Below are 23332 nucleotides of genomic sequence, written 5' to 3' on the forward strand. Positions count from 1 at the left end.
AGACGCACATGACGATGTTCCACCTGGGTTGGTTCATGAACTTCACGCCGCCGGACTGGCAGTCCGAGTCGGCTTCCCCGGACGTGAGGAGCTGGGCCAACGGCAAGTTCCACGTCGACATGGCCCGGTCGATGGAGCGGGCCTGTTTCGACTTCATGATGATCGAGGACACCGTGATGGTGGCCGACGCGTACGGCGGCACCATGGAGGGGTCGCTGAAGAACGCCGTCTTCGCGCCGAAGCAGGACCCGATCCCGCTGGCCGTCATGGTCGCCGCCAACACCTCAAAAATGGGCGTGGTGGCCACCATGTCCACCTCGTTCTACCCGCCGTATCTGCTGGCCCGTGCCTGTTCCACTGTCGACTCGATCGCCGAGGGCCGGTTCGGCTGGAACATCGTCTCCTCGGCCGAGGATCGTGCCGCGCAGAACTTCGGGCTTGAGGGTCTTCCCGAGCACGACGAGCGCTACAACGTCGCCGAGGAGTACTTCGACGTCGTCAACCAGCTGTGGGACTCCTGGGACCCTGACGCGGTCGTCATGGACCGCGGCACCAACACCTTCGCCGATTACCGCAAGGTCCGCACCATCGACTTCGAGGGCAAGTACTTCAAGTCCCGTGGCCCGCTCAACACCGTGCCCTCGCCCCAGCATCGGCCCGCGTTCTTCCAGGCCGGGGCCTCTCCCCGGGGTCGCGCGTTCGCCGCGGGCGCGGCCGACGCGATCATCGCGGTCGGTACCGGCACCGCGGGCATGAAGGAGTACCGCGACGACATCCGGGCGCGTGCCGAAGCGGCCGGCCGTGACCCCGACGAGATCAAGCTCCTCTTCGTCGTCTCTCCCACCATCGCCGCCACCGAAGCCGAAGCCCGGGAGCAGGAGGCGCGGATCATCGCGACCGACTCCTTCATCGAGAAGGCGCTGGTGGGCATCTCGTCGAACACCGAGATCGACTTCAAGCAGTTCGACCTGGACGAGCCACTCCCCGAGGGGCTGACCACCAACGGCGAACGCGGATCCCTCGAGCACTTCATGCGGGGCGACGGCACCCCCGGTCCCAAGACCCTGCGTCAGATGGTCATGGCCCGCAACAAGCGGGGCCTGGAGCTGGTGGGCACCGCGGAGCAGGTCGCCAAGAAGATGGGCGAGGCGATGGAGGAGATCGGCGGCGACGGCTTCCTCATCAACAAGGGCGGTCGCGACCTCTCCCGGCAGTACATCACCGACATCTGCGACGGCCTGGTACCCGCGCTCCAGCGCCTGGGCCTCACCCGCACCGAGTACACCAAGTCCACCCTGCGCGACACACTCCGCGAGTTCTGAGGATCGACACGATGACGAAGAAATTCCACCTTGGTTGGTTCATGAACTTCATCCCGCCGGAGTGGGACAGCGAGTGGGCTTCCCCGGACGTGAAGAACTGGACCAACGGCGACTTCTACGTCGACATGGCCCGGTCGATGGAGCGGGCGTGTTTCGACTTCATGATGATCGAGGACACCGTGATGGTGGCCGACGCGTACGGCGGCACCATGGAAGGCGCGTTGAAGAACTCCATCTTCGCGCCCAAGCACGACCCCGTGCCACTGGCGGTCAAGGTAGCCGCGAACACCACCCACCTGGGCGTGGTGGCGACGATGTCGACGTCGTTCTACCCGCCGTATCTGCTGGCCCGTGCCTGTTCCACTGTCGACTCGATCGCCGAGGGCCGGTTCGGCTGGAACATCGTCTCCTCGGCCGAGGATCGTGCCGCGCAGAACTTCGGGCTTGAGGGTCTTCCCGAGCATGACGAGCGTTACAACGTCGCCGAGGAGTACTTCGACGTCGTGAACCAGCTGTGGGATTCCTGGGATCCTGACGCGGTCGTCATGGACCGCGAGACCAACACCTTCGCCGACTTCCGCAAGGTCCGCACCATCGACTTCGAAGGCAAGTACTTCAAGTCCCGCGGGCCGCTCAACACCGTGCCCTCGCCCCAGCACCGCCCCACGTTCCTCCAGGCCGGAGCCTCTCCCCGCGGTCGCGCGTTCGCCGCAGGCGCCGCCGACGCCATTGTCGCGGTCGGGACCGGCACCGCGGGCATGAAGGAGTACCGCGACGACATCCGCGCCCGCGCCGAAGCGGCCGGCCGCGACCCCGACCACATCAAACTCCTCTTCTGCGTTTCCCCCACCATCGCCGCCACCGAAGCCGAAGCCCGCGCCGAGGTGGAACGGCTGACCTCGTCCGACGCCTATGTCGAGAAGACCCTGGTCAGCATCTCGGCCAACACCGAGATCGACTTCAAGCAGTTCGACCTGGACAAGCCACTTCCGGAGGGTCTGACCACCAACGGCGAACGCGGATCCCTCGAGCACTTCATGAGGGGCGACGGCACCCCAGGCCCCAAGACCCTGCGTCAACTCGCGATCGACTGGGCCAAGACAGGCGTCGAGTTCGTCGGGACGGCGGAGCAGGTCGCCCAGCAGATGGGCGAGGCGATGGAGGAGATCGGGGGCGACGGCTTCCTCATCATGAAGCCCGGCTGGGATCTGAACCGGAAGTACATCCATTCGATCACCGACGGCCTGGTCCCCGAGCTCCAGCGTCTGGGCCTCACCCGCACCGAGTACACCAAGTCCACCCTGCGCGAGACGCTCCGCGAGTTCTGAGCCCACCGCAGACATCCCCGCACTTTTCAAGAGAACCGCGTCGCGACCGAGTAGGAGACATCATGCCGAAGAAGTTCCACATGGGATGGTTCATGAACTTCATCCCGCCGGAGTGGGACAGCGAGTGGGCTTCCCCGGACGTGAAGGACTGGGCCAACGGCAGGTTCTACGTCGACATGGCCCGGTCGATGGAGCGGGCCTGCTTCGACCTGATCATGATCGAGGACACCGTCATGGTGGCGGATGCCTACGGCGGCACCATGGAAGGCGCGCTGAAGCACTCGGCGTTCGCGCCCAAGCAGGACCCGATCCCGCTGGCCGTTCTGATCGCCGCCAACACGGCCAGGATGGGTGTGGTGGCGACGATGTCGACGTCGTTCTACCCGCCCTACCTCTTGGCCCGTGCCTGTTCCACCGTCGACTCGATCGCCGAGGGCCGGTTCGGCTGGAACATCGTCTCCTCCGCCGAGGACCGCGCCGCTCAGAACTTCGGGCTCGAGGGTCTTCCCGAGCACGACGAGCGCTACAACGTCGCCGAGGAGTACTTCGACGTCGTGAACCGGCTGTGGGACTCCTGGGAGCCCGACGCGGTCGTCATGGACCGTGAGACCAACACCTTCGCCGATTACCGCAAGGTCCGCACCATCGACTTCGAGGGCAAGTACTTCAAGTCCCGTGGCCCGCTCAACACCGTGCCCTCGCCCCAGCACCGGCCCGCGTTTCTCCAGGCCGGAGCCTCGCCTCGGGGTCGCGCGTTCGCCGCAGGCGCGGCCGACGCGATCATCGCGGTGGGCACCGGCATCGAAGGCATGAAGGAGTACCGCGACGACATCCGGGCCCGCGCCGAAGCGGCCGGCCGCGACCCCGACGAGATCAAGCTCCTCTTCGTCGTCTCTCCCACCGTCGCCGCCACCGAAGCCGAAGCCCGCGCCGAGGTCGAGCGGCTTCACAACCACCCGTCGTACATCGAGAAGTCGCTGGTGAACATCTCCTCCAACACCGAGATCGACTTCAAGCAGTTCGACCTGGACGAGCCGCTCCCCGAGGACTTGACCACCAACGGCGAACGAGGATCCCTCGAGTACTTCATGCGGGGCGACGGGAGCCCCGGCCGCAAGACCCTGCGCGAGTTGGTGCTGCACCGCGCCAAGCGAGGACTTGAACTGGTGGGCACCGCGGAGCAGGTCGCCAAGAAGATGGGCGAGGCGATGGAGGAGGTCGGCGGCGACGGCTTCCTGATCAGCAAGCCTGGCTGGGACCTGTCCCGCAACTACATCAGCTCCATCTGCGACGGACTGATGCCCGCGCTCCAGCGCCAGGGCCTCACCCGCACCGAATACACCAGGTCAACTCTGCGCGAGACGCTTCGTGAGTTCTGATCGTGTGCGGGCGTGACGGCACCGCACACCTACCACGGCAGCCCGCTGGCCCGGTTCCGGCAGTCGTTCGGGCATCAGCTGACGATGGTCCTGGTCGGATTCGTGATGGCCATGACCGCCCCGATCGAGCTGCTCTACGCGATCAAGCTGGGACTCAGCCCGGTCCTCGTCACCGTCTTCATCGTGAGCTCCGCCGCCGGACTCATGCTGGTCGACGTCCTGGGCACGCGGGTCGTCACCCGGATCGACGCTCGCTCGACGGCCGTCGTCGGGATGGTGCTCTTCGCGGTCAGCGAGGCCTGTTACGGGCTGGCCGACCGCGCGCCGGAGCTGATCGCCGCCCGGGTCCTCCAGGGGCTGGCCAGCGCGGTGGTCGCCGGCGCGGCGTTGCAGGTGACGGTGCGGATGCGCGCTCGCCCGCACCGCGCTCTCGGCTCGAACGCGAGCCTCCAGATGCTCGGCGGCTCCGTCGGAGCTCCCGTCGGCGGCCTCCTGGCCACCCAGTCCTCGGGGGTCGACGGCTACCGGCTCGCCTTCGCGGTCTGCTGCGGCGCGGGGCTGGCGGCGGGCGCGCTGGTGGTCCTGCTGCTACCGCGCCTTCCAGCCCCGTACGAACTCGGCCGCCCCCGGGTCGGTCTGCCCCGACTCGCGGTCGGCCGGGCCGTCCGGGTCGCGCTCGCGCTGGGGCTCATCGGCAACTACCTGCGCAGTGGGATCGAGAACACCGCTTTCCCGCTGATCGGGGACGCGGCGGGTCTCACCCCCGCGGGCATCGGAATCTCCCTGGGCGTGCTCTCCATGGTGGAGATCGTGGTCCTCGGCACCTCGGGCACGCTGTTCGAGAAGATCCGTCCCGCTCGAGCGCTCCTGTGGGCGCTCGCGCTCGGTGTGGTCGCCTTGGCCGCCCTTCTGGCCGCACATTCGCTCAGTGGCTTCCTCACCGCGGCTGTGCTGTTCGGGCTCGTCGACGGAGTCGCTCTGGCGGCACCACCGGTGCTGGTCGTCGCCACCAGCCCGGACCCGTCGATCGCCGTGGCCAACTACCGGATCGCCTGCGGCGTGGGCTCGTTCAGCGGCTCGGGCAGCGTCAATCTGCTCTTCGGGGCGCTGGGAACCACGGGGTGCGTGGTCGGCGGGGGACTCGTCCTGCTGTCCGCGGCTGTGCTGGCCGGGTCGAGACCCCTGCGGGAAACGCGCGCCACACGCGCGCAATGAACCAGCAACTTGAGTGAACTTTCAATGATACCACCGGGAGATGGACTTGCATTCCGACGGATCCCATCAGAAGCCCGTGAACCGCAGGGTCGAGGACGAGCGGGCCGTTCAGTCACGGAGGAGCCATGGCCATTGCTGAGCCCTACGTCGCCAAGAATCTGGTCCCGGTCGGGACCAGATTCGGTCAAGGCCTCAGACAGTATTTCCAGGGCACGCCGGTAGCCGGCTGGGTCGCCTTCACCGCGCTGGCAGCGATGTTCCTCATCGCGGTCTTCGCCGAGGCCATCGCGCCCTACGACCCCCTGGTGCCGGCCGGGGCACCGATGTCCGCGCCCGGATCCGGTTATCTCCTGGGGACCGACACGGTGGGCCGTGACGTACTCAGTCGCGTTCTCGTCGGCATGGCCACCAGCTGGTGGGGCGCCCTGGCGGTCGTCGCCTCAGGGGTCTTCTTCGGCGGGCTGGTCGGCCTCGTCGCCGGGGCTGCCGGCGGCATCGTCGACAGCGTCCTGATGCGGATCACCGACGTGTTCCTGGCCCTGCCCGGACCGATCCTGGCGGTCGCGGTGGTGGCGGCCCTCGGTCCGTCCTACTTCCACACGCTCGTCGGCGTCTCGATCGTGTGGTGGCCGTTGTACACGCGCATCATCCGCGCCGAAGTACGCAAGCTGCGGGCCTCTCCGCACATGGAGGCGGCCAAGATCTCGGGGGCCGGACCGGTGCGCCGGCTCACCAGGCACCTGCTGCCCGGAGCCGTCCCCACCACCATCATCACCGCGAGCCTGGACGTGTCGGCGCTGGTGCTGATGCTCTCGAGCCTGTCGTTCCTCGGTCTGGGTGCGCCGCAGCCCGCGCCCGAGCTGGGAGCGATGAGCGCACAAGGCATGACCAACATCTTCAGCGCGTGGTGGATCCCCGTGTTCCCCGCCGCGGCCGTCGCACTGATCGCCATCGTGAGCAACTTCGCCGGCGACGCACTCAGGGACCGCATCCGTGACCGCTGACCGGTACAGACGAACGTGGAGGTGACATCATGCTGCTGATCTTGGGTCGTCGGCTCCTCGGAGCGCTTCCTGTCCTGATCGCGCTGGTCCTGGTGGTCTTCGTCCTGCAGCAGGTGGCGCCGGTCGACCCCGTCGTCGCCCTGGTCGGGGAGAAGGCACCGCCGGAGGTGTACGAGGCCGCCCGCCAACAACTGGGACTCGACAAGCCGTTGCCGGTGCAGTTCTTCCACTACCTGGCGAGTGCGGTCCAGGGTGACCTCGGGACCTCCTCGGTGACGCGCACGCTGGTCGCGTCGGACATCGTGAAGTTCCTGCCGGTCACGCTGGAGCTCGTGTTCATGTCTCTCGTGCTGATCGCCGTGATCGGGTTCTTCCTGGGGCTGGCCACGGCGCAGCGGTGGCCAGGATCGGGGGTGCTGCGGGTGGTGATGATCTCCGGCGCGTCGGTGCCCGTGTTCCTGGCCTGCCTGATCGCGATGCTGGTCTTCTACCGCTGGCTCGACATCCTGCCCGTCACCGGCCAGACATCGTCGTACGACGCACCATCGGGCCCGACCGGCTTCCTTCTGGTCGACAGCCTGGTGGCGGGCCGGCCGAGCCTGTTCTTCGACGACCTGAAACATCTCATCCTCCCGGCGTTGTGCATCGCGATCGGACCCGCGGTGGCCGTCGGCCGCGTTCTGAGAAGCAGCCTGGAGGGCACCCTCCGAGCGGAGTACGCCCGCACTGCCAGGGCCAAGGGCCTGAGCGGGACCGAGGTCCTCGTCAAGCACGCACTCCGCAACGCCCTCGGCCCCGTGCTCGCGCTGATGGGACTGCAACTCGCCGGAATGATCGGGAACAGCATTCTGGTCGAGGCGATCTTCGCCAGACCCGGGATCGGCCTGTACATCTCCCAGTCGATCGGCAAGGGAGACTTCAACACCATCGCCGGAATCACGCTGGTCGTCGGCCTCCTCTACGTCGTGGCCAACATCGTCGTCGACGTCCTCCAAGCCGCGGCCGATCCGAGGATCGCCGTCTAGAGGCGTCCAGGGGCGCAATCGGCCGGCAACGCATGGGAAGGGGCGCGGAAATCCGCGCCCCTTCTCCTGTGCCCATGACCACGACCACTCTCATACGCCCATGACCGCTCCACTCGACATGCGCGAAGCAGACTCCCCCGAGCCCGACGTGGAGGCGGAGGCGGAGGCGGAGGTGGAGAACCAGCGTCGTCCGGTGTACGCGCGCGGGACCCTCCAACTGCTGGCACCCGTGCTCGACCGGCGGGTGCGCTTCCGCATATGGCTCGGTGTCGGTTTCGCCGTCGCCGCGATGGGCCTGATGGGCCTCATACCGTTGATCCAGCAGGTCGTCCTCGACGACACGATCCTCTCCGAGAAGCGTTCCCGAACCGTCTGGATCGTGCTCCTGCTCGTCACCGGACTCGTCAGCTTCGTGGCGAACTACCTGCGCCGCACGATCGGCGGCAGAGCCGCCGTGCACGTCCAGCGGGACCTCCAGATCAAGCTGCACCGGCACATGCAGTACCTGGACGCCTCGCGGCGCGACGACATGCGTGCCGGGGACGTGATGTCCCGCGCGACATCGGACCTCACCCTGATCCAGATGTTCCTCCAGCAGCTGGGCCTGGCCTACGGCAACGTCACCCTGCTCGTCGTGTCGCTGGGCGTGATGGTCGCCCTCTCACCGCTGCTGGCAGCGGTGATGGTGGTGGCCGTACCCGTGTTCCTCGCCGTGGCCATGAGGTTCCGCAGCCGCTCGTTCCCCGCGAGCTGGATGGACCAGCGCTTCCAGGGTGGCGTGGCCGGGGTCGTGGAGGAGGCGGTCACCGGAGTCCGGGTCGTCAAGGCTTTCGGGCAGGAGGAGCAGGAACAGGCATCGCTCAACGGCGAGGCGCGCAAGCTTTTCCAGTCCCGGCTCCGCACCGCCAGGATCACCGCGGTGTTCGGCGCCGGCATGGACGCCATCCCCGGGCTCACCCAGCTGGCCATCCTCGGCTTCGGAGGCTGGCTCGTCATGGAGGGCCAGGTCTCACTCGGCGTGTTCCTCGCCTTCTCCAGCTACGTCCTTCAACTGGTCGCCCCGGTGCGCTTCCTGTCCGGTCTGATGGCCACGAGCCAGCAGGCGCGTGCCGGCGCCCAGCGGGTCGTCGAGCTGCTGTCGACGCAGGCCCGCGTGCAGGAGCGTCCCCACGCCGTCCGGCTGGAGGACCCCGCAGGCCTGGTCGAGTTCCAGCATGTCGACTTCCGTTACCCCGGTGGCGAACGCGTGTTGCACGACATCTCGCTGCGGGTGAACCCGGGAGAGCGGATCGCCATCGTGGGCGCCTCGGGTTCGGGCAAGTCCACCCTGGCCCACCTCATCGCCCGGTTCCACGACCCCACGTCGGGCGTGGTGCGCATCGACGGCCGGGACATCCGCGAGTACACCCTGAGCTCGCTGCGCGCCGCGGTCGGGATCGTGTTCGAGGAAGGCTTCCTCTTCTCGACGACGATCCGCGACAACATCGCGTTCGGCAGACCGACGGCCACCATCGACGAGGTGGAGCACGCGGCGGTCGCGGCAGGCGCGCACGGCTTCATCTCAGGACTCCCCGACGGCTACGACACCGCGGTGGGCGAACGCGGCTTCACCCTGTCCGGCGGGCAACGGCAGCGACTCGCACTCGCCCGAGCGGCACTGACCAACCCTCAGGTGCTGATCCTCGACGACGCCACGTCCGCCATCGACGCACGGACGGAACACGCCATCCACCGCTCGCTGGGGGAGGTCCTCGCCCGCCGGACGACCGTGCTGATCGCCCACCGGCACTCGACCCTGCGTCTGGCGGACCGGGTCATCGTGCTCGACCGCGGCCGGATCGTCGACGTCGGAACCACGGAAGAGCTGCTCGCGAACTCCCCGCTCTTCCGTGAGCTGCTGACCGGACCCGACGCGGACTTCGAGGCGGGACCGGAGGAACCGGTCACCGAGCTGGACCCCACCACCTGGCCCGAGGACGTGTCACGGCTGGGCGCGCCGAAGATCAGCAGTCACACCAGCGAGGCCGCCACGCGGGCGGCGTCCGGGTCGCACGGCCCCGGTATGAGTGGCGACACCTCGACCCTCGCCGGCCTTGCCACCGTGTCGCCCACGCTGCTCAAGGCCGTGGAACGCCTTCCCGAACTGCGCGGCGAGCCCGACATCGACCTCGCGGAGGCAGTCGCGCCGCACGACCGGTTCACCATGGGCAGCGTCTTCCGGCCCTTCACCAAGCCGCTGTTGCTCGCCTCGGTCATGGTGGTCGTCGACGCCGTCTCGTGGATCTCGACGCCGGTGCTGATCAGGCTCGGCATCGACCACGGTGTCCTCCAGCACTCCTACCGGACGCTGGCCTGGATCTGTGTGGCCCTCCTGGCCATCCAGGGCGTCATCTGGGTCAACAGCAGGGTGATGATCTACTTCGCCCAGCTCATCGCCGAACGCATGCTGTTCGGGCTGCGGGTGCGCACGTTCGCACACCTGCAACGACTCTCGCTCAACTACTACGAGCAGCACATGGCCGGCAAGATCATGACCCGGATGACCTCCGACGTCGAGGCCTTCGCCCAGCTGTTGCAGCAGGGACTGCTGACCGCGATGGTGAGTCTGCTGGCGTGTGCCGGCATCGCCGTCGGACTCGTCGTCTTCGACGCCCAACTCGCCCTCGCCGTCTCGGCGGTGCTGCCGGTCCTGCTGGTCTCCACGCTGTGGTTCCGCTCCGCCTCGGGGAGGACGTACCTGATCGCCCGCGACCGGGTGTCGGTGCTCTACGCCGACCTGCAGGAGAGCCTCGCCGGCGTCGCGGTCAGCCAGGCCTACTCCCAGCAGCAGGCGAACGAACAGCGGTTCGAGGTGCTGGCCGACTCCTACGGCGAGGCCCGGATTCGCTCGGCCGAACTGATGGCCCGGTTCTTCCCGCTGCTCCAGTTGCTGAGCACCGTCGCCAAGGCCATCGCGCTCGTGGTCGCCGCTCCGCGGGTCATGGCGGGTGACCTGTCCGTCGGCCTGCTGATCGCCTTCCTGCTCTACCTCGACCAGTTCTTCACGCCGATCCAACAGCTGTCCTTCGTCTTCGACCAATGGCTGCAGGCGAAGGTCGCGGTCGTCCAGCTGCGAGAGCTCCTGCAGACGCCGACGGGTACCCCGCTCGCCGAGGACGCCGTCGCCCCGAAGCGCCTGTCCGGCCGGATCTCCCTGGACCACGCGACGTTCGCCTACGAGAGCACGGGCCTGGTCGCGATGGAGGACGTGAGCCTCGAGATCCCGCCCGGGCAGGTCGTCGCCCTGGTCGGCACCACAGGCGCGGGCAAGTCGACCCTGGTCAAGCTGGTGGCCCGGTTCTACGACACGTCCGCGGGCACGGTGAGCGTCGACGGCATCCCGATCAAGCAGCTCGACCTGGCGGCGTACCGTCACCAGCTCGGGTTCGTCCCCCAGGAACCCTTCCTGTTCTCGGGGACGATCCGTTCCAACATCGCCTACGGGAACCCCGAGGCGCCGGACCTTGTCGTGGAGCAGGCCGCCCGCGCGGTGGGGGCGCACGCCTTCATCGCCGAGCTGCCGCTCGGCTACCACACTCCGGTGAGCGAGCAGGGCCGGTCACTGTCTGCCGGCCAGCGCCAACTGCTGAGCCTGGCCCGGGCACTCCTCGTCGACCCCGCGATCCTGCTGCTCGACGAGGCGACGGCCAACCTGGACCTCGCCACGGAGGCACGCGTGCAGCGAGCGATGGGACTGGTCGCGAGGGGGCGTACGACGCTGCTGATCGCGCATCGGCTCCAGACGGCACGAGCCTCCCAGCGCATCCTGGTCGTGGACAACGGGCTGATCGTCGAGGACGGCTCCCACGACGAACTCCTCAAGCTCGGGGGGCAGTACGCGGCGCTGTGGGCGGCGATGGTGACGAGTGCCGCCCACAGCGAGTGACGACAGCCCACAACCCCACCCGCCCTGCCGCTACGGTCGGCGGCAGGGCGGGTGGGGTCGTGGGCTGTCCAAGGCAGGCTGACCGGCGTGGGTCAGGCCGATCGGACGGCATGGGTCTGGAAGGCGATCAGGTCGCTCCGCAGCCGGAACTGCGACAGCGCCCTGGGCTGGCCCTGCTCGTCCTCCAGGACGTCTTCCAGGAAGAGCATGGGAGCTCCGACCTCCACACCCACCAACCGCGCGGACTGCTCGTCGGCCGCGGTCGCACCGATCGTCGTCGACTTGGTTCCGCGGATCCTGACGTCGAAGTGCTTCTCCAGGAACAAGATCGCGTCCGGTTCGTCGACGACGACGTCCCGGGACTGATCGGGGCTCAGCGCGACGTAGCTCACCAGGATGCCCAGCACCAGTTCGTGCCGGAGGACGAGCGACTCCAGCATGAGCACGGTCCAGTCGCCCACGAGCTGCAGTCGCTCACGCACCAGTCCCGGACAGCCCAGGATCTGGTAATCCAGCGCACGAAGTTGGGTGTGGACCGCACTCTCGCCGCCGAACGCCTCGACGGGGGCGATCTGGTTGATCCGCAAGGTCGTCACGTGGGCAGAGCGCGTCCCGCGCTTCGGGCTGCGCGTCACCAGACCGTCCTTGGCCAGGAGCTGCAGGACCGCACGCACGGTGTTGCGGCTCGCCGACAAGGACTCGGTCAGCTCACTCTCGACCAGGTACAGACTCTCGGGACTGCTTTGCAGGGAGGAACGCAGGAGGTCGTAGGCCCTGCGCATGGAGTTGTTCAGCCGGTCCGGAGTCTGTCGGTGCCGTTGGTACACCGTCTCGGGGCGCACCGGCCCGGCAGGGTGGTGCGACACCGCCGGCAGCCTCGATTGTGCGGCCTGACGGGGCAACAGATCATCTGCCACGAGGAAACCCCCTTCGAAGAGGCGTTCATCAGTTTGAGCATGGAAGCAGCGGAGTGTTGCCTGAATCGTCCTCGAATGCGACGCACGTATTGCGCTCTGTTGACCCTCGGGCAGCAGAGCGCCACTCAGGGCTGGTCGCCGATGCCGTCTGACACCTGCGGGCGCGCGTTCGCGTGCAGCCAGAGTCGGGCGTCGGCGATGTCCTGGTGCATCTGCTGCACCAGCGACTTGACGTCGGTGAAGCGGCGCTGCGGTCGGATCCGGTGATCGAGCCGGACGAGCAGCCACTGCCCGTAGAGATCGCCGGAGAAGTCCAACAGGTGTGCTTCGAGGAGGCGGATCCCGTCACGGCCGTAGAAGGTGGCCCTCCGGCCGACCGACACGGCTGCGCCGTACGTGGCGCCGTCGGGCAGTCGCACCAGGCCGGCCCACACTCCGTCGCTCACGCTCTCGTCGCCCAGTACGAGGTTGGCGGTGGGGAAGCCGAGCTCGCGGCCCCGCCGGTCGCCATGCTCGACCCGCCCCTCGATGAGCCCCACCTGCTTGGGCACTGACCTGTCCGAGTTCTGGCGAGGCCTCATGCGCGCACCGAGCGGCACGCGCAGGAAAATGCTGTCCAAGGTCGAGTCCATCTTGTCTGCTCCTTCGGCACGGGGGGGGAGGGGACAGTCGAGGCAAGTACCAGTGCGACGGATCCCCATTGCGGGCGAACGTGCCGAAGGTGACGTCTGGATTGCGCCGATTATGGTGCCGCGATGCGCATCCACCAGCGCGCCTCCGGACGTCGGCAAAGGGTCGCGGCGCGCCTTCCCCTCCCTCCGATGCGCAACGGCCAGCGCAAAGGACCCGCAACCGGAGGGTGACCCTCGGGCAACAGCGGCGCGCTTGACTCCGCGGCATGAAGGCTCAAGGCACCAGGTACGGGCGCTGGCACGGCGCTCGCCGCAAGAGGCCGCGCGACCATCGCGTCATCGCGTCCGAGCGGGCCACTCGCCGCATCCGGCTGCTGATCGATGCCGCCCGGCAGGCGGGCCCCAGCGAGCTCGACCACGAGTGGCTGGCCGACCGAACAGGGGTCCCCCTCGGCTACCTCGTCTGGCGGTATCCCACCACCGCCGACCTGTCCGCACTCCGAGCGCTTTCCACCTGACCCGCGCTCCGGTCCGGAGGCACGGCCACCGGCCGGCACCCCGCGGGCACCGGACCGGTGGCCGAAGCGGTGAGGGCAGTCGCCCCGCCGAGGGATGTCCCGAGGTGGGGAGGCAGGTGCTGCCGAGCACGGCGTGATGGTGCCGGTACGCGGCGACCGGCAGGCCCCTGTCCTCCAGAGCCAGGCTCCACGGACGGCCCGTTACGCCGTGATCACACCAGTCACGACGAGATGCCACTCCTCCTTCAACGGTCAGACCTCGCCCACAAGGTCGAGGTCTCCACAAGTCCTCTTCGGAGCGATCTCCGGTACGGGCCACTTGCCTGGTGACGGGACACGCCGGCAGCGCAATGCGGGCGCAACTGCGTGACTCGGTGCGCGGAAACATCGGAAAGTCAGGTTGGGGTCATGTTTCATTTGGGCTGGTTCATGGGCAGCGGCTTCAGCGTTCAGACCTGGGCGATGGACCCGTGGGCGGGTAATACAGGACACGACTGGATGAAGGGCGACCTGTTCGTCGACCTGGCAGCGGCGTTGGAGCGGGCTCGCTTCGACTACCTGCTGGTCGAGGACACGAGCATGGTCGAGGACGCCTACGGCCGCTCGATGGAGACGACGCTCAAGTACGGCCTGCTGGCCCCGAAGAGCGATCCCGTCCCGCTGATCCCGCTGCTGGCACAGCGGACCAAGCACATCGGCATCGCGGTGACCTTGTCGACGAGCTTCTACCACCCGTTCATGGCGGCCCGGACGATGACCACCCTCGACCACCTCACCGAGGGGCGGGTCGGGTTGAACGTGGTCACCGGGAGCTCGTCGCGCGCGGCGCAGCAGTACGGGTACGACACGCTGATGAAGCACAGCGAGCGGTACGAGATGGCCAAGGAGTGGATGGAGGCCGTCGGGGCGTTGTGGGACTCGTGGGAGGAGGGTGCCGTCCTCGTCGACCAGGAATCGCCGCGCTACGCCGACCACACGAAGGTGCACCCGGTCGATTTCGAGGGGAAGTACTTCAGGACCCGCGGGCCGCTCAACACCATTCCCGGGCCGCAGCGCCGTCCGGTCATTGTGCAGGCCGGGGCCTCGCCCGCGGGCCGTGACCTGGCCGCCAAGTACGCCGAGTCGATGCTCGCGCACGGCACCGGCATCGAGCAGATGAAGGCGTTCCGGCAGGACATGCACAGGCGCATGAAGGAGTACGGCCGCGACCCGAGCACGCTGAAGATCCTCTTTCTGATCGACCCGGTACTCGGTGACACTGATCGCGTCGCGCAGGCGCGCGTGGAGGACATGAAGGCCGCCGCCTGGAGCGACCAGGCGATCGAGCGAAAGCTGTGGGGACTGAGTTACACCTCTGGCGGAGAATTCGATTTCTCCACGTTCGATCTCGACAAGGAGGTCCCCGACGTCTGGGGCAACGGCGAGACGAGCACCCTGCGTACGTTCATCGAAGGCGCCCGCGGCAAGACGCTGCGCGAGGCCGTCGCCACCGTCGACACCCACGCCGGCCTCGCGTTCGTCGGCTCGCCCGACACCGTGGCGTCGAAGATGGGCGAAGCGATGGAGGAGATAGGCGGCGACGGATTCCTGTTGTCGCCGACCGTCACGCGGCGCAACATCGCCGAGATCGCGGACGGTCTGGCACCCGCCCTGCGCAAGCGCGGCCTCATCAGGGACGGCTACAACCACAGCACGTTCCGCGAGAACCTCCTCGAGTTCTGACGGCGCAATAGGAGAGGTACTGATGCGACGCGACTGCGTCACCTGACGCGGTTCTACTGCTCGCACATGTGGAGGCACGCCAGCGCATGCCGTGCTTTCAGTCGACAGTGGAAGCAGAGCAGGAGTCATCGGTGGACAAAACGGCAGACCAACAGCGGAGATCGCCGGACTTTCCGGCGGGATTGGACCGCCGCGGATTCTTGAAGGCCGGCGGTCTCGCCATCGGCGGTGTCAGCCTCGCGTCGCTGATCGCCGCGTGCGGCCCCGACGGCAGCGGTGGCGGCGGGGCGGGCGGTTCGAAGCTCACCCTGCGGATTCCGTTCCTGGCCGATATGCAGGTTCCCGACCCGGACATCATGTATGAGGGCGAAGGCGTCCAGGTCATGGAATCCGCGTACGAGGGACTTGTCCGCTACAAGGCAGGCAGCTCGGAGTTCCTCCCGGGGCTGGCGACGTCATGGACGCTCTCGCCGGACCAGCTGACGTACACGTTCAAGCTTCAGCCGAACGTGAAGTTCCACGACGGTACCCCCGCGGACGCGGAGTCGTGGCGGAAGACCTTCGAGCGGCGCGCCAAGATCGCCCAGGGCCCCGCCTACATGGTCGCGGAAGTGGCCAGGACGGCGGCGCCCGACCCCACCACCTTCGTCGTGACGCTCAAGTCGCCGAACAACGCGTTCCTGCACTACATGGCGTGCCCATGGCAACCGCTGGCGACGAGTCCCGCCGCAGTGACGAAGCACGCCGTCGGCGGCGATCTCGCGCAGGGGTGGCTGAAGACGCATGACGCGGGCACCGGGCCGTACATCTTCAAGGAGTTCGTGCCGGGCAGCCACTACACGCTTGAGGCATTCCCGGACTACTGGGGCGAGAAGCCCGCGTTCAAGACCATCCAGATAAAAATCACGCCGAGTATCGCGACGCAGAAGCTGCAGCTCGACGCCGGCGCGTTCGACATGGTGACCAAGGGCTTCGCGATCCGGGACGTGCTGCAGTACCAGAAGAACTCGCAATTCAGCGTCGTCAATTCCTACGGCGGCGTGGGCGAGGCGATCTGGCTGAACCCGACGGCCGGGGTATTCGCCGACAAGGCGCTGCGCAGGGCCATGCTCACCGCCCTGGACCGCACATCGATCGTCGACACGGCGTGGGGCGGCCTCACCACGGTCCAGAAGGGACTGTTTCCGGAGCGCACGCTCTCCTCGACGCTGGCGCCGTTCCCGGCTCAGGTGGACACCGCCGCGCTCAAGGCGCTGGTGCCGGGCCTGAAGGGGAAGAAGGTCGATCTGGCCTGGGGCGCCGACGGCGGCGCGCCGCGGCAGCAGATGGCCGAGTTGGTCCAGACCCAGCTGGCTGCGCTGGGCCTCGACGTCACCGTCCGCGAGATGCCGGCGTCACAGATGTTCGACCTGCCCAACCAGCCGCCCGACAAGCGCCCGGACATCCTGGTCACCTTCCTCGGCGGGGACGCGCTGCACCTCGACACCACACTGCGGATCCTGTTGCGCACCGGTGCCAAGCCACTGAACTTCTTCCAGTACTCGAATCCGACGCTCGACAAGCTGATGGACCAGGCGATCAAGCAGCCGACGACCGCGGCGACGGAAGCGGTGTACGCGACCTGCAGCAAGATCATCCTCGACGACGCCGTCTGGATCCCGCTGTGTATCACGCCGAACTCCACGATCGCGCACAGCTACATAAGCGGAATCGAGAACAACTCCTACTATCCGGCGATCTTCTGGCCGCAGGCTTTGAAGAGGGCCTGATCAAGCCCTGGTCAGGCCTGGGGCACCGTCTGACCAGGAGCTCTGGCGCCGGGTCCCCGGCTGAAGGGGACCCGCACGCTTGTTGAAGGCGGTCGACGGTGTCAGCGTCGCGTCGCTGATCGCCGCGTGCGGCGCCGACGGGCTGCGGGCACCGGGGCGTCGCGCGGTCGGACGCTCACCCTGCGGGCGCCTGGGCGGGGAGCTGACCCTGATCATGCAGGGGCTCGTGGAGCCGACCTGCGCCCGTCAGGCATTGGCTGTTCGCCGCGCAGCGATCGACGTGGGGGACTTCAGCGGGATCGCCGGTGGTGCTGCTCGGTGATGGGTGTGTTCCATGTGGTCACGGACATCACCGTCGACGCCGTGCGATCGGTCGCCGACCCGCGCGCGTCGCCGTCCGAGTCGAAGCACCCCGAACACCAGCGCAATCGGCCGGGCATCGGGCGGACTCTCCCAGGTGACTGCAGTGTCCTTGGGTGAGCCGTGTGGACATGGCTATGCGTGAAGACCGGCGTGGATCCCTCCCGAAGGTGTTGATCAGCTCGTGGATGTGGCATCTGACGCGCTGGGACGGGCTTTTCCTCGGGACATACCTGGTGACTCACCTGGGCGGGCGTCCGATCGACAATCAGCTCGCCGGGTTCGCCCTGTTCTCGCCCATGCTGCTGGGTGCCTACGTCGCCGCCAGGACGCGACGCGACCTGGAGCCGCGCCGGCTGGTGCTCTTCACCGAACTCGCGTTGCTGCCGATCTCGGCGGTGATGATCGCGGTCGTGAGCACCGGTGCCGTCCAGACCTGGATGGTGTACCTGTTCGAGCTCGCGTACGGGTTCGGCGGCCTGGTGAACATGACCGCGCAGCGCGAGCTGCTGTTCCGCATCGCCGGGCCTGAGCACTCGCATCGTGCACTCAGAGCGGAGATGGCGGGCCTGGCGAGCGCGACGATGCTCGGCCCGCTGATCGGCGGCGTCACCATCGGAGTGTTCGGCCTCGGCGCCGCGTTCGCTGTTCCCACCGTGCTGCTCGCCTGCTCCACCGCGCTGCTGTGGCACGCGACCCGCGGGATGCCGGCCGACGCGCCCGCGATCGCCGGGCCGGACAGCATGTCCACGGCCGCGCCGGGCCCGACGGGTTGGCAGTTGCTGCGGCGCTCGCCGGCGCTCAGGGTGGTCCTCTTGGTGACGGTGATCTGCAACCTCTCCTACTTCGCGTTCATGCCCCTCGTCCCGGTCATCGCGAGCGGCCTGGGCGCCGGGGCGGCGATGGCCGGGGTGATCGGCTCCGCCGCCGGCACGGTGCAACTGGTGACGGCGGCGGCGCTGGTCATCTGGCCGGCCCGGCGGCCGGGCGCTTCCTACGCGTTCGCGGTAGCGCTCTGCCTGTGCTGCCTGGGCGTGTTGTCCTACGCGCCGGCAGTGGCGGTGGCTCTGCTCGCACTCGGCGTGGCGGGAATCGGTCAGGCCTACTTCGGCACGATGCAGGCGACCCTGTCGGTGGACGCCGTCGCCCCCGACGAACGCACTGCCGCGCTCGGCCTGCTGAGCACCACGATCGGCCTCGCGCTGCCGTCCGGCATGGTGATCCTCGGCGTTACGGCCGGCCTGCTCGGTACTCGGCTGGCGATGCTCGTGTCGGCCGTGGTGGGGCTGGTCGCGCTGACGGCAACGCTGCTGGGCAGCCCACAGCTGATGCGGTCACCCACGACGGCAAGGCCCACGGCGGTAGGCCCGCAAACGGTAAGTCCGGACGCTTGACGGGTTGCTCCCGCAGCTCGGTATCACTCATGGCGCCGATCCGGTCCTTCGACCACTCATAGCTCTTGCCATCTCACATGCTGTGCGGCAGCTCCATCGGTACGGCCAGTGGACCGACGTCGACGAGTGGTACGCCCTGACCGGCCAGGCCGCCGGCAGCGCCCCCTTCGCGCGTTGATCGACTGGAGCTACGAGCCGTGCACGCCCCGCCGAGCGGCTGCTGTGGAACCAGCCGTCGGTGTTCGCCGGTGGCTTCGGCCTGGACGCGGCCTTGTCGATCGCCTCAACGGTCTTAGCGTTGCGCGCTGAGAAGCAGGTTGAAGGTGGTGCCGATGATCTCGACGCGCTTACGGGCGAGTTCCTCCAGGTCCGGGGTGCCCTCCGCGCCGCCCAACCGGCCGACCCCGACGATCCGGCCGCGTGTGGCTGCCTTGATGTTCCGGGTGAGGTACGGGCCGCCGACGTGGTCCAGGATGACGTCGGCTCCCTTTCCGTCTGTCAGCCCGAGAACCCGGTCGGCGAAATCGACCTCCGATGTGGTGATCAGCTCGTCGATCCCGAGGCCGGCGAGCCTTTCGGTGACGCGCTCGCCGTGCGAGGTGCGCGTCGTTTCCGATGATCCGGCCGGCTCCGAGCTCTCGTGCCGGCTGGACGGCCTGGGTGCCCACGTCACTGGCGACCGCGTGGATCAGGACCGTGTCGCCCTTGGCCGTTCGCCCGGCGGTGACCAGCGCGGCGGGACTGCCGCGTCGGGTTGGAGGAGCCCGGCGGGCCAGTGCCCGTCGGCACTGGCTACCGCGGTCCGGCGCGGACGCAGCTCTCCTCCGCCATGGACCTTGGGAGGCTCGTCACCGTCGACCACTGCCTCGGCCGGCTCCACCCGTGCGAGGTCGCCAAGTGCGGGGACGAGGACCTCCACGAGATCCTGGCCCGTGCGCTTGATGCCGAGGAAGGTGCCGATCAGGGCCGAGGCTCGATGGCGCAGTTCGAGATCGCGCCCGGCCCCACTGGCCGGTGGCATCCGTGACCAGCGCGGCGACCCCTGCCGGTCGGCCCTCTGGGTCTTTCGGATGCGGGGGCGGTCTTCCGCGGGGTGGGATCGTCGAGTGCCCGGCATCGCGCGACGCGCGCTCTCCGTGGCCACCTCGGGCGTTGAGGGAGCGCGGCTTTGGCGCGGCTGCGGCTGTCCCTCTCACCGGCGACAGCCGCGAGCAGCTGACCTTCGGACCTTCGTCCCCCCAGCCCTGGCTCTGCCGCCGTTCCCGCACTGTCGGGCCTTTGCACGACCACCGGGTGGCCGGTGGGGGCACCGTCTGCCTCCGGGCGCCGGTCGAGCGCGATGGACGGGGGAATGCCGGGACCGCCTCCAGGCCTCTGCCGGTGGCCGCCGTAAGACGTGCACGGCCGCCCTGCTGGGCTGAACCGCCCGAGGGCCTTCTCACCTGGCGGACGGGGAAGGGGCACCCTCTTCGCCGCCGTGTGAAACCTGTGTGACAGAAGCGTTGACTGGACCTGCACGAGAACCTATGTTCTGGCCGAGCTTACGAACCGTGTTCGAAATACCGACAGAGTGTGAACTGTCGATGCGTTCCCGCCCCCAGCTCCAGTCCCAGAGGGAGTAGTCCGTGAGACCTGCGCTCACCCGTCGAACGGTCCTCGGCATGATGGCCGGCTCGGCCGCCGCCACCTTCACCGGCGTCTCCGCCGGTACCGCCCACGCCGCCGTGCCCGCGTCACCCGGTGTGACGTACACGAACAGCATCGCCGAGCAGCGGGCCGACCCGCACATCTGGAAGCACACCGACGGCTTCTACTACTTCACCGCCACGGTGCCGGCGTACGACCGCATTGTGCTGCGCCGCGCCACCACGATCCAGGGGCTCTCCTCAGCCACCGAGACGACCATCTGGACCAAGCACGCCAGTGGTGCGATGGGCGCCCACATCTGGGCTCCGGAGATCCACTTCATCGACGGCAAGTGGTACATCTACTTCGCCGCCGGTGACGCCAACAACATCTGGAAGATCCGGCCCTACGTCCTGGAGTGCACCGCCGCGAACCCGATCACGGGCGCCTGGACGGAGAAGGGGCGTATCGCACTGCCGCTCGACACCTTCTCCCTGGACGCGACGACGTTCGTCGTGAACAGCACCCGCTACCTCTCCTGGGCGCAGAACGACCCGGCCGTCGGCTCCGGCACCAACATCTACCTGGCGCAGATGTCCAGCCCGTGGACCATCACCGGCACTCCGGTCATGCTCAGCCGGCCGACCGCCTCGTGGGAGACCGCCGGAGGCCAGACGGTCAACGAGGGCCCGGCCGTGATCCAGCGCAACGGCAAGGTCTTCATGACCTTCTCGGCCAGCGCCACCGACGCCAACTACTGCATGGGCATGCTGACCGCCTCCGCGTCGGCCAACCTGCTCAATGCCTCCTCCTGGGCCAAGTCCGCCGGTCCGGTCTTCGCCAGCAACGCCGCCACCAGCCAGTACGGTCCCGGCCACAACCAGTTCACGGTCTCCGAGGACGGCAAGTCGGACATCCTCGTCTACCACGACCGCAGCTACAAGGACATCAGCGGCGACCCCCTCAACGACCCCAACCGCCGCACCCGCGTCCAGAAGATCTACTGGAAGGCCGACGGCACACCCGACTTCGGCATCCCGGTCGCCGACGGTCTCACCCCGATCCGGCTTTCCTCGTACAACTTCCCCGACCGGTTCATCCGGCACTGGGAGTACCGCGCCAAGATCGAGCCGAACGTCTCCCCGCTGGCCGACTCGCAGTTCCGGGTCGTCACCGGTCTCGCCGGCAGCGGCACCGTCTCCCTGGAGTCGGCCAACTTCCCCGGCTACTTCCTGCGCCACAAGAACTTCGAGCTGTGGGTGGAGAAGAACGACGGGACGGCCCCGTTCCGCAGTGACGCCTCCTTCACCGCCCGGGCCGGCCTCGCCGACTCCGCGGGGGTCTCCTACGAGTCGTACAACTTCCCGGGCCGCTACATCCGCCACTACGAGTACCTGCTGCAGGTTCAGGCTCTCAGCACGGCGACCGACCGGGCCGACGCCACCTTCTACACCCAGTGAGTCACAGCCCGGGCCCGTTACCCCTCAGCGGCTCCGACCGCACGGCCGGAGCCGCGCCCACCCGCACACACGACTCGCCGGGTCGAGACGACTGCTCGCGGCGACTGCTCGCCCTGACCGTCGAACGTGGATCGACTGGAGCTATGAGCTGGGCACGCCCAGCCGGGCGGCTGCCGTGGAACCGGCTGTCGGTGTTCGCCGGTGGCTTCGGCTTGGACGCGGCTGGGGGTCCGGGGGCTGGGGCTGGGGCTGGGGCTGGGGCTGGGGAGAGCTTTGCGCGCGTGGGGGAGTGTGAAGCAGGGAGGACAGCCGCACGAGCACTCAGTCGTCGTGTCTGGTGTTCTTGCTCGGCAGGAACGTCTGGCGTGCCCAGAGGCTCAGCAGCGCCGTCCCACCGACCAGCAGCGGCATCGGGTCGCGGGCGGGAGGAGCCAGGACATATCCCAGCGCCGCGACCGTGCAGACCGTCAGGGGAATGAACGCCGCCGCACCCTCCATCCCCCCTCGCAACGTCGGCTGGGCGGTGTCGAGGACGCTCGCCCCGCCGGGCAACCAAGGGCCGAGAGCAACGACCAGCAGGCCCGCGGTGTTGCAGGTGTCGACCAGCTGACAGGACATCGCCTCAGGGTTGTGCGGGCCGGCCGTCCACAGGCGCAGGGTGTCGCCGATCAGCATGAGGGACAGCCCGGCGATCCCCACCCACAAGGTGACTCTCTGGTCGCTCCGTACGAGACGGCGCAGGGCGAAGAGAAAGCTGAGGTACACGACCTCCGCGGTCCAGAGGACACCGACCATCCCCGTCCCCAGCCGCCAGCCGTCACTGGCCCCTCGCAGCAGTACCCATCCCGTCATGAACACGGCCCCGGCTGTGACAACCCCGTCGAGCACGCGCCGCAGCAACACGTGTCGGCCTTTGCCGGCATCGGCCGCGACCACCAGACCGGCCATCCCCAGACCGACCGCCAGCATCACTCCGGTGACCACCACCGAACCGAGCAGTGATCGCTCGTACCGCCCCGAACCCGGAGGGTGAGCCGACAGTACGTTGACCGTCCCCCGGTACACGCCCCCGGCCACCGCGGAACCCCCCAACAGCAGCAGACGCGTCCGCACCCGGCCACTCGCCCCCCACGCACGGAGCCCCAGGGAGACCGCCAAAGCCCAGCAACCGGTGGACGGCCCGAAAGCCACCATCCGCGCCACCGCGCTCCCGGCCGCCCACGGCCCGCCGAACGTCAGCACCGCTCCCACGAGGCAGGCCACGCCCACCGCGCCCCAGGCCCACCGCCCTGTCCGATGGCAGCGGCCCGCCCGGCCCCTGAGCACGTCCGTCGACTTCCCCAACCCCGACATCAGGCGCGCCTTTCCACCGGTCCCCGCCCGCAAGGCCTTTCCCGCAGCCCTCGGTCCATGCAGAGACCGTAGAAGACGCACCACCCGCCCCGAACTGAACAATCGGCTCATTCACTCGTACTGCGTAAACGATGCCTACGGGCACGGCGTGCATTCCCGGCAGCGGGGGCCGGCAGTCGGGTCCGGCGAACCGGCGGCCGAAGCGGGCCACCGGACCGCGGCGCACAAGGAGCGTAGTGCGGGAGAACCGCTCTGACCTCAGCGAACGGAACGCATTCCGCGCACAAAGATGCGTCACTACGTCGTTGACCGGCGATCCCCGACAGGGCCAGGGTGAGGGAGCCACATCGGATCCCGACCAGCCGTTTTCCGGTCACCGAACT

18 protein-coding genes are annotated in these 23332 nt (G+C 68.3%); 14 read left to right on the top strand and 4 right to left on the bottom strand.

Going from position 1 to position 23332, the window contains the following annotated elements; genetic code table 11:
* Nucleotides 1-8 precede the first annotated feature (8 nt).
* From ACZ5XS_RS35485 to ACZ5XS_RS35515, 7 genes are all read left to right on the top strand, one after another.
* Entirely contained in the window at nt 9-1322 is a 1314-nt protein-coding gene (locus ACZ5XS_RS35485; protein WP_468658385.1) for an NtaA/DmoA family FMN-dependent monooxygenase, read from the top strand.
* Between the two features lie 11 nt (nt 1323-1333).
* Nucleotides 1334-2650: an NtaA/DmoA family FMN-dependent monooxygenase gene (locus ACZ5XS_RS35490; RefSeq protein WP_468658387.1), complete on the top strand. Its 1317-nt coding sequence runs from the start codon at nt 1334-1336 to the stop codon at nt 2648-2650.
* 62 nt (nt 2651-2712) lie between these two features.
* Nucleotides 2713-4029 (top strand): NtaA/DmoA family FMN-dependent monooxygenase, encoded by a 1317-nt coding sequence (locus ACZ5XS_RS35495; protein WP_468658389.1) that lies wholly within the window; start codon nt 2713-2715, stop codon nt 4027-4029.
* Between the two features lie 12 nt (nt 4030-4041).
* A complete protein-coding gene (locus ACZ5XS_RS35500) occupies nt 4042-5244 on the top strand; it encodes an MFS transporter (RefSeq protein ID WP_468658391.1) in 1203 nt (400 codons plus the stop codon).
* A gap of 125 nt (nt 5245-5369) precedes the next feature.
* The gene (locus tag ACZ5XS_RS35505; RefSeq protein WP_468658393.1) at nt 5370-6248 is read left to right on the top strand and encodes an ABC transporter permease; all 879 of its coding nucleotides are present in this window, start codon (nt 5370-5372) and stop codon (nt 6246-6248) included.
* A gap of 29 nt (nt 6249-6277) precedes the next feature.
* Nucleotides 6278-7273, top strand: coding sequence for an ABC transporter permease (locus tag ACZ5XS_RS35510; RefSeq protein WP_443228656.1), 996 nt, complete (start codon nt 6278-6280; stop codon nt 7271-7273).
* Nucleotides 7274-7373: 100 nt separating this feature from the next.
* A complete protein-coding gene (locus ACZ5XS_RS35515; protein WP_468658395.1) occupies nt 7374-11198 on the top strand; it encodes an ABC transporter ATP-binding protein in 3825 nt (1274 codons plus the stop codon).
* Between the two features lie 92 nt (nt 11199-11290).
* Here the strand turns inward: ACZ5XS_RS35515 and ACZ5XS_RS35520 are convergent, their stop codons facing one another.
* On the bottom strand, nt 11291-12064 hold the full coding sequence (locus ACZ5XS_RS35520) for a GntR family transcriptional regulator (RefSeq protein WP_468658397.1): 774 nt from the start codon (nt 12062-12064) through the stop codon (nt 11291-11293).
* A 176-nt stretch (nt 12065-12240) separates the two neighbouring features.
* On the bottom strand, nt 12241-12747 hold the full coding sequence (locus tag ACZ5XS_RS35525; RefSeq protein ID WP_468658399.1) for a riboflavin kinase: 507 nt from the start codon (nt 12745-12747) through the stop codon (nt 12241-12243).
* A gap of 266 nt (nt 12748-13013) precedes the next feature.
* On the opposite strand from ACZ5XS_RS35525, the gene ACZ5XS_RS35530 reads away from it, so the two are divergent.
* The 5 genes from ACZ5XS_RS35530 to ACZ5XS_RS35550 all read left to right on the top strand — a co-directional run bounded on the left by ACZ5XS_RS35530 (nt 13014) and on the right by ACZ5XS_RS35550 (nt 18510).
* On the top strand, nt 13014-13265 hold the full coding sequence (locus ACZ5XS_RS35530; protein WP_468658401.1) for a hypothetical protein: 252 nt from the start codon (nt 13014-13016) through the stop codon (nt 13263-13265).
* A gap of 408 nt (nt 13266-13673) precedes the next feature.
* Nucleotides 13674-14987, top strand: a complete 1314-nt coding sequence (locus ACZ5XS_RS35535; RefSeq protein ID WP_468658403.1) for an NtaA/DmoA family FMN-dependent monooxygenase — start codon at nt 13674-13676, stop codon at nt 14985-14987.
* Nucleotides 14988-15094: 107 nt separating this feature from the next.
* Nucleotides 15095-16756, top strand: a complete 1662-nt coding sequence (locus ACZ5XS_RS35540) for an ABC transporter substrate-binding protein (protein ID WP_468658405.1) — start codon at nt 15095-15097, stop codon at nt 16754-16756.
* Nucleotides 16757-16835: 79 nt separating this feature from the next.
* Nucleotides 16836-17078 carry a hypothetical protein gene (locus tag ACZ5XS_RS35545; protein WP_468658407.1) on the top strand — a complete coding sequence of 81 codons (243 nt, stop codon included), beginning with the start codon at nt 16836-16838 and terminating at the stop codon, nt 17076-17078.
* A 169-nt stretch (nt 17079-17247) separates the two neighbouring features.
* Nucleotides 17248-18510, top strand: coding sequence for an MFS transporter (locus ACZ5XS_RS35550; RefSeq protein ID WP_468658409.1), 1263 nt, complete (start codon nt 17248-17250; stop codon nt 18508-18510).
* 292 nt (nt 18511-18802) lie between these two features.
* On the opposite strand, the gene ACZ5XS_RS35555 is transcribed toward ACZ5XS_RS35550, so the two are convergent.
* Entirely contained in the window at nt 18803-19183 is a 381-nt protein-coding gene (locus ACZ5XS_RS35555; RefSeq protein WP_468658411.1) for a zinc-binding dehydrogenase, read from the bottom strand.
* 102 nt (nt 19184-19285) lie between these two features.
* Here ACZ5XS_RS35555 and ACZ5XS_RS35560 point away from each other — a divergent pair, with 102 nt between their 5' ends.
* Nucleotides 19286-19537, top strand: coding sequence for a hypothetical protein (locus ACZ5XS_RS35560; protein WP_468658413.1), 252 nt, complete (start codon nt 19286-19288; stop codon nt 19535-19537).
* Between the two features lie 634 nt (nt 19538-20171).
* Complete coding sequence (locus ACZ5XS_RS35565) at nt 20172-21596, top strand: family 43 glycosylhydrolase (RefSeq protein WP_468658449.1); 1425 nt, start codon at nt 20172-20174, stop codon at nt 21594-21596.
* Nucleotides 21597-21917: 321 nt separating this feature from the next.
* On the opposite strand, the gene ACZ5XS_RS35570 is transcribed toward ACZ5XS_RS35565, so the two are convergent.
* A complete protein-coding gene (locus ACZ5XS_RS35570; RefSeq protein ID WP_468658415.1) occupies nt 21918-22949 on the bottom strand; it encodes a hypothetical protein in 1032 nt (343 codons plus the stop codon).
* Nucleotides 22950-23332 lie beyond the last annotated feature (383 nt).

This window comes from Streptomyces sp. NPDC033131, from assembly GCF_055578365.1.